12 protein-coding genes, 1 tRNA gene and 1 pseudogene are annotated in these 14,813 nt (G+C 60.0%); 5 read left to right on the top strand and 9 right to left on the bottom strand.

All coding sequences use genetic code 11. The features are described from left to right. Positions 1–127 precede the first annotated feature (127 nt). The 5 genes from JQ845_RS13005 to JQ845_RS12985 form a co-directional block, all read right to left on the bottom strand. Positions 128–1,351, bottom strand: coding sequence for a multidrug effflux MFS transporter (locus JQ845_RS13005; protein WP_236010210.1), 1,224 nt, complete (start codon positions 1,349–1,351; stop codon positions 128–130). 17 nt (positions 1,352–1,368) lie between these two features. Beyond that, positions 1,369–2,661 (bottom strand): beta-ketoacyl-ACP synthase II, encoded by a 1,293-nt coding sequence (gene fabF, locus JQ845_RS13000; RefSeq protein ID WP_161718963.1) that lies wholly within the window; start codon positions 2,659–2,661, stop codon positions 1,369–1,371. A gap of 66 nt (positions 2,662–2,727) precedes the next feature. Then, positions 2,728–5,820: an efflux RND transporter permease subunit gene (locus tag JQ845_RS12995; RefSeq protein ID WP_203009111.1), complete on the bottom strand. Its 3,093-nt coding sequence runs from the start codon at positions 5,818–5,820 to the stop codon at positions 2,728–2,730. Next, positions 5,817–6,923: an efflux RND transporter periplasmic adaptor subunit gene (locus tag JQ845_RS12990; protein WP_203009110.1), complete on the bottom strand. Its 1,107-nt coding sequence runs from the start codon at positions 6,921–6,923 to the stop codon at positions 5,817–5,819. Before JQ845_RS12990 ends, JQ845_RS12995 begins: the two co-directional genes overlap by 4 nt. An 80-nt stretch (positions 6,924–7,003) precedes the next feature. Further along, positions 7,004–7,618, bottom strand: coding sequence for a TetR/AcrR family transcriptional regulator (locus JQ845_RS12985; RefSeq protein ID WP_003442276.1), 615 nt, complete (start codon positions 7,616–7,618; stop codon positions 7,004–7,006). Between the two features lie 90 nt (positions 7,619–7,708). Here JQ845_RS12985 and JQ845_RS12980 point away from each other — a divergent pair, with 90 nt between their 5' ends. Then, positions 7,709–9,157 (top strand): efflux transporter outer membrane subunit, encoded by a 1,449-nt coding sequence (locus JQ845_RS12980; RefSeq protein ID WP_203009109.1) that lies wholly within the window; start codon positions 7,709–7,711, stop codon positions 9,155–9,157. Positions 9,158–9,327: 170 nt separating this feature from the next. Here the strand turns inward: JQ845_RS12980 and JQ845_RS12975 are convergent, their stop codons facing one another. Then, a complete protein-coding gene (locus tag JQ845_RS12975; protein ID WP_010656357.1) occupies positions 9,328–10,266 on the bottom strand; it encodes a LysR family transcriptional regulator in 939 nt (312 codons plus the stop codon). A 121-nt stretch (positions 10,267–10,387) separates the two neighbouring features. On the opposite strand from JQ845_RS12975, the gene JQ845_RS12970 reads away from it, so the two are divergent. The 3 genes from JQ845_RS12970 (at position 10,388) to JQ845_RS12960 (ending at position 12,600) form a co-directional block, all read left to right on the top strand. Further along, positions 10,388–11,314, top strand: coding sequence for an alpha/beta hydrolase (locus JQ845_RS12970; RefSeq protein WP_010656358.1), 927 nt, complete (start codon positions 10,388–10,390; stop codon positions 11,312–11,314). Between the two features lie 582 nt (positions 11,315–11,896). Next, the gene (locus JQ845_RS12965; protein ID WP_003442264.1) at positions 11,897–12,091 is read left to right on the top strand and encodes a hypothetical protein; all 195 of its coding nucleotides are present in this window, start codon (positions 11,897–11,899) and stop codon (positions 12,089–12,091) included. A 344-nt stretch (positions 12,092–12,435) separates the two neighbouring features. Continuing rightward, positions 12,436–12,600 carry a hypothetical protein gene (locus tag JQ845_RS12960; RefSeq protein WP_203009108.1) on the top strand — a complete coding sequence of 55 codons (165 nt, stop codon included), beginning with the start codon at positions 12,436–12,438 and terminating at the stop codon, positions 12,598–12,600. A gap of 114 nt (positions 12,601–12,714) precedes the next feature. On the opposite strand, the gene JQ845_RS12955 is transcribed toward JQ845_RS12960, so the two are convergent. Then, positions 12,715–13,182 (bottom strand): anti-virulence regulator CigR family protein, encoded by a 468-nt coding sequence (locus JQ845_RS12955; protein ID WP_161718952.1) that lies wholly within the window; start codon positions 13,180–13,182, stop codon positions 12,715–12,717. A 109-nt stretch (positions 13,183–13,291) separates the two neighbouring features. On the opposite strand from JQ845_RS12955, the pseudogene JQ845_RS23075 reads away from it, so the two are divergent. Then, positions 13,292–13,779: pseudogene (locus JQ845_RS23075) on the top strand (site-specific integrase); the annotation flags it as partial. A 78-nt stretch (positions 13,780–13,857) separates the two neighbouring features. On the opposite strand, the gene JQ845_RS12950 reads toward JQ845_RS23075, so the two are convergent. Both JQ845_RS12950 and JQ845_RS12945 read right to left on the bottom strand, forming a co-directional pair. Next, a tRNA-OTHER gene (locus JQ845_RS12950) sits at positions 13,858–13,926 on the bottom strand. Between the two features lie 217 nt (positions 13,927–14,143). After that, a complete protein-coding gene (locus tag JQ845_RS12945; RefSeq protein ID WP_203009107.1) occupies positions 14,144–14,356 on the bottom strand; it encodes a hypothetical protein in 213 nt (70 codons plus the stop codon). Between the last annotated feature and the right edge of the window lie 457 nt (positions 14,357–14,813).

Genomic DNA, 14,813 nt, shown 5'->3' with positions numbered 1-14,813 from the left:
CAGTGACCGTCTATTTCATGTACCAGCCCACGGTTGGTCATCGAAGTATTCGGTCACTCAATGTTTATGGTTACCAACCGCCTGCCCCCTGCCCGCTTTGCTTGGCAACACCAGTGGGATCGAATCTCTAAGGTCTAGCCGCCCGGCTTTCGATCTGTGTACCCAAAAAGAACACTATAAGCGCCACTGAGCAAACCGAGGTCTGGATAACGCCTAAGGTCAACACCGGCGCATACGCCAGCACCGACACCAACCAGGTAGTAACCGCCGCCGCCCCCATTGTCAAAAACCCGAGCAATGCCGACGCAAGCCCCGCCTCCTTGCCGAATGGCCCCATGGTGATGGCCGTCCCCAGCGGGTTGGCGTGGCCCATGCCGCAGAGGAAGATCACCATCGACAGCGAGTACCAGCCAAGTCCTGGGTGGCTCGGCCCGATCAGCAGCAGGCAGCCGGCTAGCACCGCAGTGCTCAGCCCGACAGTAGCAACGGTACGACTGCCGAACCGGCGGGCCAGGCGTGGCGCGGACATGCCGGCGGCGAAGACTACGAATACCGTGGCGGCGAAGTACAGCCCCGTCTGCAAGGAGGACAAGCCCATGCCGTTGATCAGGATCGCCGGGGCGGCGGCGAAAGAGGCGAACAGTCCGCTCATCAGCAAGCTCACTGCGGCACCCGGCAGAATGAAGCGGCTATGCGCGAGCAGCCGGCCGTAGGCGCTTACTACTTGTGGGATCGACTGTGTGGTTCGGCGTTCAGCCGGCAGCGTTTCGCCAAGGCCGCGCGCATAGAAAAACGCGATGACGACGGCAGCAATCCCTACCATCAGGAAAATCGCTCGCCAACCCAGCGCGGTGGTCAGCAGGCTGCCGAGCAGCGGTGAAAAACCGGGAGCTGCTGCGGTGGCGATCATGGTCAGTGACAGTGCTCGCGCCAGGGTTTCGCCTTCGAACAGGTCGCGTGCAATGGCGCGGGCCAGTACGGCGGCGGCGCAAACACCCAGGGCCTGGATGACGCGTCCGGCGATCAGCATGTCGAATGAGCCGGCACAGCCAGCAACCCACGTACCGACGACGAACATAGAGAGGCCGCCGAGCACCAGGCGCTTGCGGCCGTAGCGGTCGGCCAGCGGTCCGACCACCAATTGCGCGAGCGCGAAGGTGATGAAGAAGCTGGAAAGCGTCAGACCCAGCTCACGAGACGACACGCCGAGCTGCTGGCCGATGTCCGCAAAGGCGGGAAGGATGATGTTGGTGGACAGGCTGCTGATCGCAGACAGCCCCGCCAGCAGCGTCACGATCTTGCCGGTCAGCGGCGTGCCGCTGTGCCCGGCTGCTACATTGCCGAGGGTCACGGTTTCACGCGCCGCCCTCACGTTGTGGCCTCCCAGCGGCGGAACAACACGCTGGCGTTCACGCCGCCAAAGCCGAAGCCATTGGAGAGCGCGTAGGTGATTGGCATTTTTCGGGCATTGAGCCCGACCAGGTCGAGCCCCGTCGCGGCTTCGTCCGGGTTGTCGAGGTTCAGGGTCGGCGGCACGATCTGGTCGCGCAGCGCCAGCACCGTGAAGATCGCTTCGATGCCACCGGCAGCGCCAAGCAAGTGGCCGGTAGCGGATTTGGTCGAGGTGATAGCTACGCCTGCATCGGCGCCGAACAGCGTCTTGATAGCGGCCAACTCACCGTTGTCGCCAACCTGGGTGGAGGTGGCGTGGGCATTGATGTGCTGCACATCCTCCGGGCTCAGGCCCGCCTGCCTCAGCGCCTGTTGCATGGCGCGGCGAGCGCCATTGCCATCCTCCGGCCCGGCGGTGAGGTGATAGGCATCTGCGCTGGTGCCGTAACCCACCAACTCCGCCAGCGGTGTGGCGCCACGTGCAAGGGCGTGCTCCAGGGATTCGATCACCAGCAAACCGGCGCCTTCGGACATCACGAAACCGTCGCGGTCACGGTCAAACGGCCGCGACGCTTGCTGCGGGTTCTCGGCGAAGCCGGTGGATAAAGCGCGCGCTGCCGCGAAACAGCCGAGGGTCACACGGTCGATCGCCGCTTCGGTGCCGCCACAGATGGCGATGTCGGCCTCGCCACTTCTGATCAAGCGAGCCGCATCGCCAATCGCCTGGACACCTGCCGCACACGCGGTGACCGGCGCGCCAAGGGGACCTTTGAAGCCGTTGCGGATGGACACATGCCCGGCCGCCATATTGGCCAGGAACGACGGCGCAGTGAATGGCGACAGCCGGCGCGGCCCCCGTGAATCTGTGGTGCGCACCGCGTCGGCAACAGCGCCGAAGCCGCCCACACCCGAGGCGATGATGGTTGCAGTTCGAACCTGTTCGGCTTCACTGGTCGGGTGCCAGCCCGCCTGCTCCAGCGCCTCATGGGCGGCGATCAGGGCGAACTCGATGAAGCGGTCCATCTTCTTGCGCTCCTTCGGCGGGATGACCTGCTCGGGTTGGTAACCCGCCAGCGCGTCTTCCTCGAACGTGGGCACCTGCCCGCCTACTGTCACGCCCGTGCCTTCGGTGATGTGCGCCGGCAGTGTGCGAATGCCCGAGCGCCCGGCCAGCAGGCGTCGCCACACTTCATCCACACCACAGCCCAACGGCCCGACCATGCCGGTACCGGTGACGACGATGCGTGTGTGCTGTTGAACGTTGCTCATTGGAACCTCTCTGTATCGTTCGGCGCTGTCCCGAGTTGCAGGAGAGCGCGTTGGTCGCAAGCGGCGTCAGGCGTTCGCCACAACGCTCAAATCATGGGCTTGGTCGCTTGGGCGGATCTTGAACCAGATGGAATACATTGCCGGCAGGAACACCAGGGTCATGACGGTGCCGACGAAAGTGCCGCCGATGAGGGTGTAGGCCAGGGTGCCCCAGAACACCGAATGGGTAAGGGGGATGAAGGCGAGAATCGCCGCCAGTGCCGTCAGCAATACGGGGCGTGCGCGCTGTACGGTGGCTTCGACCACCGCGTTGTACGGGTCCAGGCCCTCCTGCTGGTTGTGATGGATCTGCCCGATCAGGATCAGCGTGTTGCGCATCAGTATCCCCGACAGCGCGATCAGCCCGACCAGGGCGTTGATGCCGAACGGTTGCTGGAACAACAGCAGCACCGGCACCACGCCAATCAAGCCCAGCGGCGAGGTGAGAAAGACCATGACCATCGCCGATATCGAGCGCACCTGCAGGATGAGGATCAACAGCGTCAGGGCGATCATGATCGGCAGCAGCGGCACAATCGCCTGGCTGGCCTTGCCCGATTCCTCGATGGAGCCGGCCATCTCGATTCGGTAGCCAGCCGGCAAGGTGTTGATGATCGGCTGCAGGTCTTTCCACACCGCTGCCGAGACGTCCGGCGGTTGCAGCCCTTCGGCAATGTCCCCACGCACAGTGATGGTCGGCGTGCGGTCACGACGGCGCAGGAGCGGATCTTCCATGCGCACCTCGACCTTGCCGATCTGCGACAGCGGAATGCGCTGGCCAGCGGCGCCAACCAGTGTGAAGCCCTCGATCTTCGCCGGATCAAGACGGATATCACCGGCCGCGCGGCCGACCACCTGTACCGAACGGATGTCTTCGCGCACCGAGGTGATCGGCACGCCGCTGAGCAGAAACTGCAGCTGTTGCGCGACGGCGCTGGAGCTCAGGCCAACGGCCTGCAGGCGATCCTGATCCAGCGAAAAATGCAGCGTGGGCACCCGCGGGCCCCAGTCGCTGTTCACGGTTCTCATCATCGAGCTGGCGTGCAATACGCCTTGCACGCGCGTGGCGATTTCGCGCAGTTTCATGGGGTCCGGTCCCATCACTCGATAGGCCACCGGGTAGGGTGAGTACGGGCCGAAGACCAGTTGCGTCACGCGCACCCTGGCTTCGGGCACGAGCCCTTCGCAGACCGCTTCACGGAGGCGCAGCTTGAGGGCTTCACGGGCGTCCTGGCTGTCGGTCAGCACCACGATCTTGGCGAACGACGGGTCAGGCAGTTCCGGCGCCATGGCCAGGAAGAATCGCGGCGGGCCCTGGCCGATGTACGAGGTGACGATCCTGGCTTCTTCCTGTTTGCGCAGCCATGACTCGACCTTGATGGTCGCAGCCTTGGTCTGCTCAATCGAGGTGCCGTACGGCATTTGCACTTCGACCAGCACTTCAGGGCGGTCGGACGTCGGGAAGAACTGCTTCTTCACCAGCCCCATGCCCAGCACCGAAACCACAAACAAGATGATGACCGCGCCAGCCACCAGCCATTTATGGGTGATGACCCGCGCCAGCAGCCAGCGGAAACGGTTGTAGTGGCGGGTGTTGTAGATGGCCGCGTGACCACCTTCGACCTGCTTGATGTCGGGCAGCAACTTCACGCCCAGATACGGCGTAAACACTACCGCCACCACCCAGGAGGCGATCAGGGCAATGCCGACGATCCAGAACATGTTGCTGGTGTACTCACCCGCCGTGGACTGGGCAAAGCCGTTGGGCATGAAGCCGATGGCGGTGACCAGCGTACCGGAGAGCATCGGCGCAGCGGTGTGACTCCAGGCGTAGGCCGACGCCTTGAAGCGGTCGTAGCCCTCCTCCATTTTCACCACCATCATTTCGATGGCGATGATGGCGTCGTCCACCAACAGGCCCAGGGCAAGAATCAGCGAGCCCAGGGTGATGCGGTCGAAATTCTTGCCCGAGGCGGCCATCACCACGAACACGATAGCCAGCGTCAGCGGCACGGCCGCGGCAACCACGACGCCGACGCGCCAGCCCATGCTGATAAAGCAGACCAGCATGACCACCAGCAGGGCGACGAAGAACTTGACCATGAATTCGTCGACGGACGACGTGATGTTGACGGCCTGATCGGTGACTTTGGCCAGCGTCATGCCGAGCGGCATCGCGTCGTTGATGTTCGCTGTTTCAGCGTCGAGCGCCTTGCCGAGGTCGAGCCCGTTCCAGCCCTCGCGCATGATCACACCAAGCAGCAACGCGGGCTCGCCACCGTTGCGCACCAGAAAGGTGGCCGGGTCCTCATAGCCGCGCTCCACGGTTGCCACGTCGGCAAGCTTCAGCGTGCGGCCCTGCACGGTAATCGGTGTTTCGCGGATTTTCGCCAGTTTGTCGAACGCGCCATCCAGGCGCATGACCACTTGCGGCCCGCTGGTTTCCACCGAACCGGCAGGCGTCAGTGCGTTCTGGCTGTTGAGTGCGGCGAAGATGTCCTGCGGCGTTACGCCCAGGGTTGCCAGCCGGTCGTGGGAGAAGGACACGAAGATGCGCTCGGCCTGTTCGCCGATGATATTCACCTTCTTCACCCCCGGTACGTGCAGAAGCCGCTGGCGCAGCGACTCGGCGTCACGCACCAGTTGGCGCTGCGGTTCGCCCTTGGCCTTCAGCGCATACAGCGCGAAGGTCACATCGGAGAATTCGTCGTTGATCATTGGTCCGATCACGCCGCTTGGTAGCGTCCTGGCTTCATCGCCAAGCTTCTTGCGGGCCTGATAGAACTCTTCCTGCACCTGCGACGGCGGCGTGCTATCGCGCAACGACACCATGGTGAACGCCAGGCCCGCGCGGGTGTAGGTTTCGCTGCGGTCGTACCACTTGAGCTCCTGCATGCGTTTTTCCAGCGGCTCGGCCACCTGGTCCTGCATCTCCTGGGCAGTGGCGCCCGGCCAGGCAGTGATGATGGTCATCTGCTTGACGGTGAAAGGCGGATCTTCGGCGCGGCCCAGCTTGAAGAACGCCAGCGTGCCTGCCACTGCGATCAGCAGGATCAGGAACAAGGTGATGGAGCCCTCGCGCACCGCCAGGGCGGAGAGATTGAAACGCCCCTCACTCATGGCTGACTCCCGGCAACCGGCGTCACCGCCGCCTGGGCAAGTCGCACTTGCTCACCGTCCTGCAGCAGGTGGGCACCGAGGGCGACCACTTGCTCACCGGCGTCGAGCTTGCCGGCGACACGCGCCGCATCATCACCGATACCGACTACCTGAACGGGGCGCCAGGCGACTCTCGAGGGCTCGCCGGCAATGACCCACACGCCCGTTCCGTTGCCGGGGTCGTAGAGCGCGGCGATGGGCACCTGCGCCACCTGACCCGCATTTTTACCCTCTGCGATGTTCAGGGTAATGGTGGCGCCGAGCGGTGCATTCGCCAGCGTACCGTCGAGCACATACCTGGCTTCGAAGGTGCGAGTGGTGGCATCGGCGGCCTCGGAGAGCAAGCGCAGTTTGGCCGCGACGGCAGCTGCGTCATTGCCATACAGGGAGGCTTGAGCCGTGGAGCCCGGCGCCGGGCGCAGGGTCTCGGGAAGATGCACTATGGCTTCGCGCTGCCCTGCCCGCGCCAATCGCACCACCGCCTGGCCGGCGCTGACCACCTGGCCGGGCTCGGCCAGGGTGTCCATCACCACGCCATCGGCGTCGGCCAATAACACCGCGTAGCCCGTGGCATTGCGTGCTACCTCGGCCTGAGCCTGGGCCGCGCTGAGCCGGGCTTTGGCAGAGTCTGCCGCGGCCTTGATTTGATCGTAGGCCGACGCCGACACCGCACCGGCAGCGACCAGCCCGCGATAACGCGACTCGTCGTCAGCCGTCTGCCTGGCCAGCGCACGGGCGGAAGCAACGGCCTCCTGCTGCGCACGCGCCTGCAATTGCAGGTCGATGGGGTCGAGGCGCATCAGTGGCTGGCCGCGCTTGACCGTCTCACCGGTGTCGACCAGCCGTTCGAGAATCTTGCCCGATACCCGGAAACCCAGGTCACTTTGGGTACGTGCAACCACGACGCCGGTGAACGCACGAGACATCTCGGACGACCGCTCGACCGTCGCCGCCCTGACCAGCGGCGGCTTGTTGCGCGGATCTCTGTTGACTGACGAATCGCCGCACGCCACCAGGACGATAGGCAGCAAGCAAAACACGAAGGTGGCGGGCTTGAGGCGCATGGGTTCCGTTACTCAAGAGCAATGTAGGAACCACATTCTTAGACTAGTGACCAATTCTGTCAATGGTCACAGCCGATTATCTAAGGCGCGAGACTGCGCAATATCAGTGCTGGCAGATGCACGGCGGCCTCCGGCGCGGTGTCGAGGTTGTACTGCAACTGAGCCGAATCAACGTAGGGACGCAGTATCAGAAAGATCGCGTTAACCGCTTCATCGAGCGGCGTTTTGCGCTCGAACTCCCCGGACTCGCGGCCCTGGAGAACGATCTGCCGGATAAGTTCACGGATCCGCACTTCGTGGATCTTGACCGACGGCCACTGGTCACGTGAGGCGACTGCGGCGATGTCGTAGAGCTTGCGATCGTGGAAGAACAGATCGCTGCCGGCCTCTGAAATCGAGCGAAACAGGCGCCGCAGCCGCTCGGACGCGGTCGGTGCCTCGGCGATGGCGGCTTCGACGATCTGCATGATCATGGCCAGGCGGTTACTGCAAATCACCCCGCCGATGGCCTGTTTGGAATCGAAGAACTTATAGATATACGCCTTGGAAAAACCAATGGCCCTGGCGAGGTCCGAAACGGTGGTCTTTTCGTAACCGTAATGGCCGAAGTGCTGCATCGCCGCGTTGATGATCTGGTCGCGAATCTCGTGATCCAGCGGCCCGCGTTGGGTCGAGGTGTTCATGTCTTTATTCATGTTCACAGCTTAACTCCGTGGTGGGCCGATTGACAGATAGTGACCAATCTATAATATGGTCACTATCTAAATCGGCCTTAGAGAAACCTCATGCCTGCGTTCCGTACCCTTGCTCTTGTGGTAAGCACCAGCCTGGCAGCAGGGTGCGCGGTTGGCCCGGACTACCATCGCCCGCAGGCTCCACTGGCCGAGCAATACATCGGCCGGCCAGCGATAGAGGCGCGAACCGCGACGACCACGGCAAACTTCGTGACCTGGTGGGAAGGCTTTGGCGATCCTCAATTAAGTGCCCTGGTCAGCCAGGCTCTTGTGCAGAACCTCGACATGGCCCAGGCCCAGGCACGAGTTGCTCAGGCACGCGCCGCGCTGGGTGCAGCCGATGCCGCGCTGCTACCGTCCGCCACTCTCAATGGCCAGGCGGCGCGTGCTTACCAATCGGTGGAAACGCCGCTGGGTCAGATACTTGACGCCACTGCGGGCTATAACCGCTACGGCAATAGCTACGAGGCCAACCTTGACGCGAGCTGGGAGCTGGATCTGTTCGGCGGTCTGCGCCGTGGCCGGGAAGCGACGCTGGCCGACTATCAGGCGTCCGAAGCCGGCGTCGTGGCGACGCGACTCGCAGTCGCTGCGCAAACGGCCGATATCTACACCACCCTTCGCGGCCTGCAGACTCGGCTGGCGATTGCACAGCGGCAGGTCGACACCCAGCAGGAGCTCCTTGAAAAAGTTCGCCTGCTGCATGGCCAGGGTCTTGCCGCTCAGTTCCAGGTACAGCAGACCGAAGGCCAGCTGTCGCAGGTCAAGGCCAGTGTCCCGGTACTGCAGACAGGCCTGGATGCGGCCATGAATGCGTTGGACGTGATGCTCGGCACCCCGCCCGGCACCCATCGCGCCGAGTTGTCTGGTGCAGGTGCCATTCCACGTGCGCCGCAACTGGCGTCCACTGGCTCGCCAGCAGATCTGCTGCGCCGCCGCCCCGACCTGATTGTCGCCGAACGCCGGCTGGTCGCGGCTAACGCACGTATCGGCATGGCGATCAGCGAGTACTACCCGACATTCTCCCTCAGCGCCCTGCTCGGCAGCGCCACCACTCAAGGTGGCAACCTGTTCAGCAGCGGCGCCGCGCAATCGGCCGGCGTCCTTGGGTTGCGCTGGCGACTGTTCGACTTTGCCCGTATCAACGCGCAGATCGATCAGGCCAAGGGCCAGCAAGCTGAAGCGCTTGCGGCTTATCGTCAGTCGGTTCTACGCGCCAGCGAAGACGTCGAAAACGCTTTTTCGGCGCTGGTCAATCGCGAGACTCAGACAGCCACCCTCACGGCCGGCGAAACCTCCCTGGGCAGTGCCCGACAGTCGTCCTTCGTGGCTTACCAGAACGGTGCCGCCAGCCTGATCGAGGTGCTCAATGCCGATGAAACCTTGCTGCGTGCGTCTGACGCCAAAGCTCAAGCCCAGACAGAATCGGCACGTGCTGCCATTGCCGCATTTCGAGCCCTGGGAGGGGGCTGGAGCCCGCAGCATCTGGCACTACGCTGAGTGATCAAGGAGGCTTGTATGCGTCTGTCCTCCTCCTTCAAGAACGGCAGCAAACGGCCAAAAGCGTCCCTTCAAATATTTGAGTTGTAAACTGTTGGAAATACAGACGCCATGATTAAGGTCGAGGTGATCTAGGGTGTCTGAGCGTCGGTTGAGCCAGACGGCTTCGCTTAGGGTGCAAACGTAGGAATTGCCGAATGACGCTCCCATGGCGGACAAGGCGACCAAGCCTCCACAAGCTTATCGATGAAGAGACGAATTTTGGGAGAGAGATGTCGCTTGCTAGGGTAAATCACCCGAATAGGCTCTGCGGCCTCTGCATACCCTGCGAGCAATTGAACGAGCTTGCCGCTCCTCAAATCGTCATTTACCACATAGGAAGGAAGAGTCGCGATGCCTAGGCCAGCGACAGCTGACTGGTGCAATGACTCAGCACTGTCCATCTGTAGCCTTCCACCATGAGTAACGGGCACGGAGCTACCATTCACGCGAAAATTCCAAGGAAGCAATCTCCCACCGCTCACGAAATGCAGGCACTGGTGCTTGGATAAATCCTCAGGAGTTTTAGGCTCGTCATGCTCAGCCAGATACTTGGGTGAAGCGCAGGTAATCATTTGTTGATAGGCCACTGTGCGCGTGAGCAACCGAGAGTCTTCCTTGGGTGGCCCGATGCGCATGGCCAAATCAAATCCCTCATCGATCAGATCGACCAGCCTGTCGGAAAATGTGATATCGACGCTCAAGGAGGGCCAATCCTTAAGACAGCACTCAATGTGCTGAAGGACATGAAGTCTACCTAATGCTACCGGCAGGCTCATCCGTAGTCGTCCACTGGGTGTCGAACGACGAAACGCAAGGGCATCCTCCACGTCGTCCAGATCCTGCAGAATGCCCACACAGCGCTCATAAAGAACCTGGCCGTCATCCGTCATGCTCAAGCTACGCGTAGTGCGATTCAGTAAACGTACCTGTAAACGAGCCTCGAGCCTGACTATCGACTTCCCCACCGCAGAGCGCGTAAGGCCAAGTTGCTTGGCCGCCGCAGTGAAGCTTCCAGCGTTTACCGAGCTTACAAACGCTGCGATATCGTTCAGGTTATGGAGTTCCATGGGGGCTCAGGGGTCTCAACGTTCGGGCGGCTTAGCACCTGTTATGGGGAACCCTATTCCCCAATACTAAGCATAGTATCTCAATTAGCTAATCCACTCCCAACGATCAATTGAGGTCATTATGAACACTAAAGTCCAAGCAGCCGTCCAAACCTGGGCCAACAGCCTTAGCGATCTGGTACCCGTTCTGAAGGGAATCGATACCATCACAAAAATGAGCGACATCCGCGACACTTACGCAAAAATGCTCGCGCAAAATCCAGCGCCAGCTGGCGTTAAATTCGAAGCAGTCGACATGGGTGGCGTACCCGGCACACTGGTTACCCCGGACGAGATCAAAACTGACGCAGTAGTGATGTACATCCACGGCGGCGCTTACATTGTAGGTCGTCCAGACGGCTACCACGGCATCGGCGGTAATTACGCGAAAATGCTCGGTGCTCGTGTGTACATGCCGGACTATCGCCTTGCTCCTGAGCACAAGTTCCCAGCCTCTATTGACGACACACTACGCGCCTTTGAGTGGCTGCTTGAGCAGAAAATCCCAGCTAACAAAATTGCGTTCTCTGGCGAGTCGGCTGGCGGTGCGATGGTTGTCAGCGTCATGGTTGCGGCAAAATCGAAAGGGCTTCCATTGCCTGCGGTTGGCTCCTCCATATCACCATGGGCAAACCTTGAACACACCGGTGCTTCCATGAGCAACCGTGAGGGTCTGGATCCTCTGAACTCCAAGCCTGTCCTGGACATCCTCGCTAGAGCATTCCTAGGCGACACATTGGCCAATCATCCTCTGGCCTCACCTGTGTTCGCGGACGTCACCGGTCTTCCACCAATCCTAGTGCAGATCGGCGAGAACGAGCTGATGTTGAGTGATGCAATGCGCCTTGCAACTCACCTGGCTGATAACCGCGTTCGCGTAAACCTGGAAGTATGGCCTGCGATGTTCCACGCCTGGCACTTCTACGCCACCATGCTGCCAGAAGGTCAGCAGGCCATGGAGAGTTCGGTGCGCTTCATTGAGGCAGGCTTGGCCGAGGCTAATCCTTAACGCGTAGATCAGCCGCGACAACTATCCCGGCTGTCGCAGTTAACACATTGACATTAAAGCAAAGGTGCTAACCCAGGATAGGTATGAGCCTGCGCTGACGACGAGGCCCAAAGTTAGAGTTTTTCCGGCGCTCATGTTGAGTCGCCCCTGCTTTAGTTGACGGTCGATGACCGCTATTGGCCGTTAGCAGTCGGTTGCGAACGTCCGCTTCTGGCCTATAGCAGCCCGTCACGATTAGGGAGATGCTCATCCATAACTGCCAATCTGATCCGCGGAACTGCTGACGGTTCAAGCAGCATCGACACATTCGCACAAGACCTGCCGACACAACCCACATGCACTCTCCTCCGCGCCCAACCTGAAGGCGACCATGTCAGCACTGCGAAAGCTCAATTTGAGCATGACGAACTACTGCCGCCTGTGGTGAGCGAGAGCCCACTGGAAATTACTTGTGAGGAATGGGTCTACAACGCAGCCGAGCAGCTTGTCCGTTGTAACTGTGATGTGATGTTTAAACGCCGAAGAGTTTCATCACTACAGCGCCTGGCTGCTTAAGGTCAGCAGGCAGCGCAAGGAGGCAGCATGAGTACATCCACAGTTACAACGCCCAGCGACGAGCAGCTCGACGATATTGAATCAAAGCTGGTCATGCAGGGCTATGGCCTGCCCTTCAACGAGGTGATTGGCCAGCCGCGAGAGCGCTCAGTTGCCAGCCTGCCAAAGCGCTTGGCAACGACCATGAAGGGCCGGCGAATTGCTGTCAGGGTTCGACCGTGACTTGCGCATTTATCTGTTCTCCCACCAACAGCACATTACTCACGTGGCGCTGTGGGACGCCCATCCTCGACAATCAGGCCAATTGCCAGAGTTGCGGCCAAAAGGTCTATCCCGGAGCTGATGCAACAGTGCATCAGCGCCGCGTATCGCGCTGGAACATAGCAACCGAGGAGGCGAAATGACCTCCCATCAATTCAAGCGCCGCCGTCTGATCTGGCGTGGCGCTACAACCTCCCTCCTCGGCTGGACTGGCTGGCTGCTTCTGATAGCCCTGGCAGATCTGATCGCACCGAAGTAATCCGCAACCTTTTTTGACGCTGCGAGCATCGCGACAAGGATTCCCCATGTTGGCAAAACAGCAACTCATCACCATCGACGACATCAGCGCCGAAAATGCTCCAGCCATTTATGTATCCAGCGGCCTTGACCACTTCCTCGAAGCAGTGACATCAACCACTGCTGAAAAACTTGATCGACGCCGACTTCGATACTGCCGCCAAGACGCTTGAACCTGTCACGACACCTTTTGAGATCACTGAAAAGGTGTCGAGGAAATTCCGCAATGAACGCCTTCTGGTGATTCAGAAAGACTCTGATGAGGAAATTATTGAGCCCCTCGCGCCTTAATCAAAGGCTCCGTTGAGCACCTCATAAATTATGCCGGAAGCAATTGCGACAAGTATTAAATCGGTTCCAGCCTGCTGCCATTCGTAGCCGTCGTAATGTGGCAGCCTGCCCAGCAACCGGCCATCCAGCTTCTTGGCAATGCCCGGAGGAAGAGGCTTCCCCCTAGCCAGGTTCTTCTGTATTCCAGGCGGCAGTGAATGGCCTGAACTCCAGTAGTCACGGTGGCCGCCGAGTACCCCCAAGATGTTGCCTCGGTCAATGTTTGGACCGTGCGCCCAATCCCCGCCGCCCGAATTTTTTCCTTTATTACCTTGGTTTCCATGTCCTTGGCCGCCTTGGGAGCTGCCTTTTCCATTGCCCTGGCCCTTTCCATTTCCATTTCCGGGATCGGCCAGCGCAGACACAGGGCCTGCAGCCAAAGCAAGACAGGTAATAGCCACTACGAACAAGCGAGACTTAAGCATGACCGTCTTCTCCGAAAGGGAATACCCCTTGAAATGTAGACGGTATTACCGAGTTTAGTTCCGTTTAACCCGCCCTACTTGCTGCATCCGGACACCGAGAGCGGCGCCTGAGCTACCGGCACAACTCCAGACCATGGCCATGTTCAAGGTCAACACGGGGTGCCGGGTGCAGGAGATTTGTAAGCATCAGTGGGCTTGGGAAATCGCGGTACCGGTGCGGGATACCACAGTGTTTTTGATTCCGGCCGGCTTCGGCGGACGAAGTGCAAGGTCTGCTGTAAAGAACCGGGACTAGCGCCTGGTGATTCTCAGACGGCGAAAGCGACGAAACAATGGCAGGAGAAGTATTTACGGCCGGCACACGATGGGTTCGCCCGGATCCGCATTCACGACCTGAAGCACACCTTTGGCAGAAGGCAGCGTGCAGCAGGCGTGACTGAGGAGGATCGCAAAGCATTGCTCGGCCATAAGAACGGCAGCATCACCAGTCACTACTCCGGCGCTGAGCTGGGGCATCTGATAGAAGCTGCAAATAAGGTGTCAGCCACTGACTCACGCGCACCGGCGCTGACGATTCTGAAGAGGAAGCAGGAGTAAAATTTGGAGAGGTCACACAAAAGTCACGCACATGAAAAAGCCCAACTCGCGAAAGTTGGGCTAAGTCATTGAATAATATGGTCGGGACGGAGTGATTCGAACACTCGACCCCTAGCACCCCATGCAAGCGGGAACCTCTACATCCCGCTAAACACAAGGCTTCGCGCTTGGCGCTCGCTGCAACGATGCCCAACAGTGCGCAACCGTAATTTACAAAGTCACTTGGAAAGTCACTTAGCCTTTTTGGCCTCCTCCTACCCCTTCCTCCCCGGCGTTCTGCCAAAGCTCACCTATCCCTGTTACGAAAAAAAGAAACATCGTCCGGATCAACGGCCTCCTCAGTGAGCAGCCCGATAGCTTCAGCCTACTCCCACTCGACCAGCCCCCAAAGCTTGGCTGCGTCAGAAAGCTCGAGCATTTCCGAAAGCTCGCCACTGCACACCTGGCGACGCTTATGAGCGAGCATCGCCAGATCCACAAGCTTGCGCCACTGGGCTTCAGGATCTGTGACCAGGTCAAAGCGTTGCTTGATCGCTGCTTGCCACTCAGCAAGCGGGTCGTCTATGTAACGTTTCATTTTCAAATGCTATATGCATGAACAGCACTTGTATCAGTTCGGCATGATTGGATAAAGCCCCGTTCAGCGGAGGGCGACTCTTGCGTCATGCCGGCCGAACACAATCCGCCTATAGCAGTAATGAACAATCAACTCAGCGCTGGTAATCTCGGCGCAACGTTCGTCCGACATTAAGGGATGGAGGCGAAAATAGAAGCCCTGGAGCCGCGAAACTCCGGGCTTTGCTTTTTGACTACTTGGCCACCAGTGCGAACACGGTCAATGAAAAAGCCGTGATCCAGAGAGAAGTCATCAACACTGACATCCAAATGAGTTGCTGATCCATTGCTCTTCCTTGTGCAAGGCTCTATTTCAATGGCCTGACGTTAGCTCATAATGACGCGGTCGCAATAAATACTCATCTCGCCATATCACCACTCCGCTTTACACACTCCTGCACCCCCTTCAAGGCTGCCCA

Origin of the sequence: Pseudomonas paraversuta (genome assembly GCF_904063065.1) — a bacterium.
Classification (GTDB): Bacteria; Pseudomonadota; Gammaproteobacteria; order Pseudomonadales; family Pseudomonadaceae; genus Aquipseudomonas; species Aquipseudomonas paraversuta.
Note: the sequence above shows the minus strand (reverse complement) of the source record. Positions and strands in the feature narration are given on the sequence as shown.

Bases quoted from the DNA above. Each gene is read 5' to 3' on its own strand.
- fabF (WP_161718963.1), bottom strand. From the start codon at position 2,661: ATGAGCAACGTTCAACAGCACACACGCATCGTCGTCACCGGTACCGGC.
- JQ845_RS12995 (WP_203009111.1), bottom strand. From the start codon at position 5,820: ATGAGTGAGGGGCGTTTCAATCTCTCCGCCCTGGCGGTGCGCGAGGGC.
- JQ845_RS12990 (WP_203009110.1), bottom strand. From the start codon at position 6,923: ATGCGCCTCAAGCCCGCCACCTTCGTGTTTTGCTTGCTGCCTATCGTC.
- JQ845_RS12985 (WP_003442276.1), bottom strand. From the start codon at position 7,618: ATGAATAAAGACATGAACACCTCGACCCAACGCGGGCCGCTGGATCAC.
- JQ845_RS12980 (WP_203009109.1), top strand. From the start codon at position 7,709: ATGCCTGCGTTCCGTACCCTTGCTCTTGTGGTAAGCACCAGCCTGGCA.
- JQ845_RS12975 (WP_010656357.1), bottom strand. From the start codon at position 10,266: ATGGAACTCCATAACCTGAACGATATCGCAGCGTTTGTAAGCTCGGTA.
- JQ845_RS12970 (WP_010656358.1), top strand. From the start codon at position 10,388: ATGAACACTAAAGTCCAAGCAGCCGTCCAAACCTGGGCCAACAGCCTT.
- JQ845_RS12965 (WP_003442264.1), top strand. From the start codon at position 11,897: ATGAGTACATCCACAGTTACAACGCCCAGCGACGAGCAGCTCGACGAT.
- JQ845_RS12960 (WP_203009108.1), top strand. From the start codon at position 12,436: ATGTTGGCAAAACAGCAACTCATCACCATCGACGACATCAGCGCCGAA.
- JQ845_RS12955 (WP_161718952.1), bottom strand. From the start codon at position 13,182: ATGCTTAAGTCTCGCTTGTTCGTAGTGGCTATTACCTGTCTTGCTTTG.
- JQ845_RS12945 (WP_203009107.1), bottom strand. From the start codon at position 14,356: ATGAAACGTTACATAGACGACCCGCTTGCTGAGTGGCAAGCAGCGATC.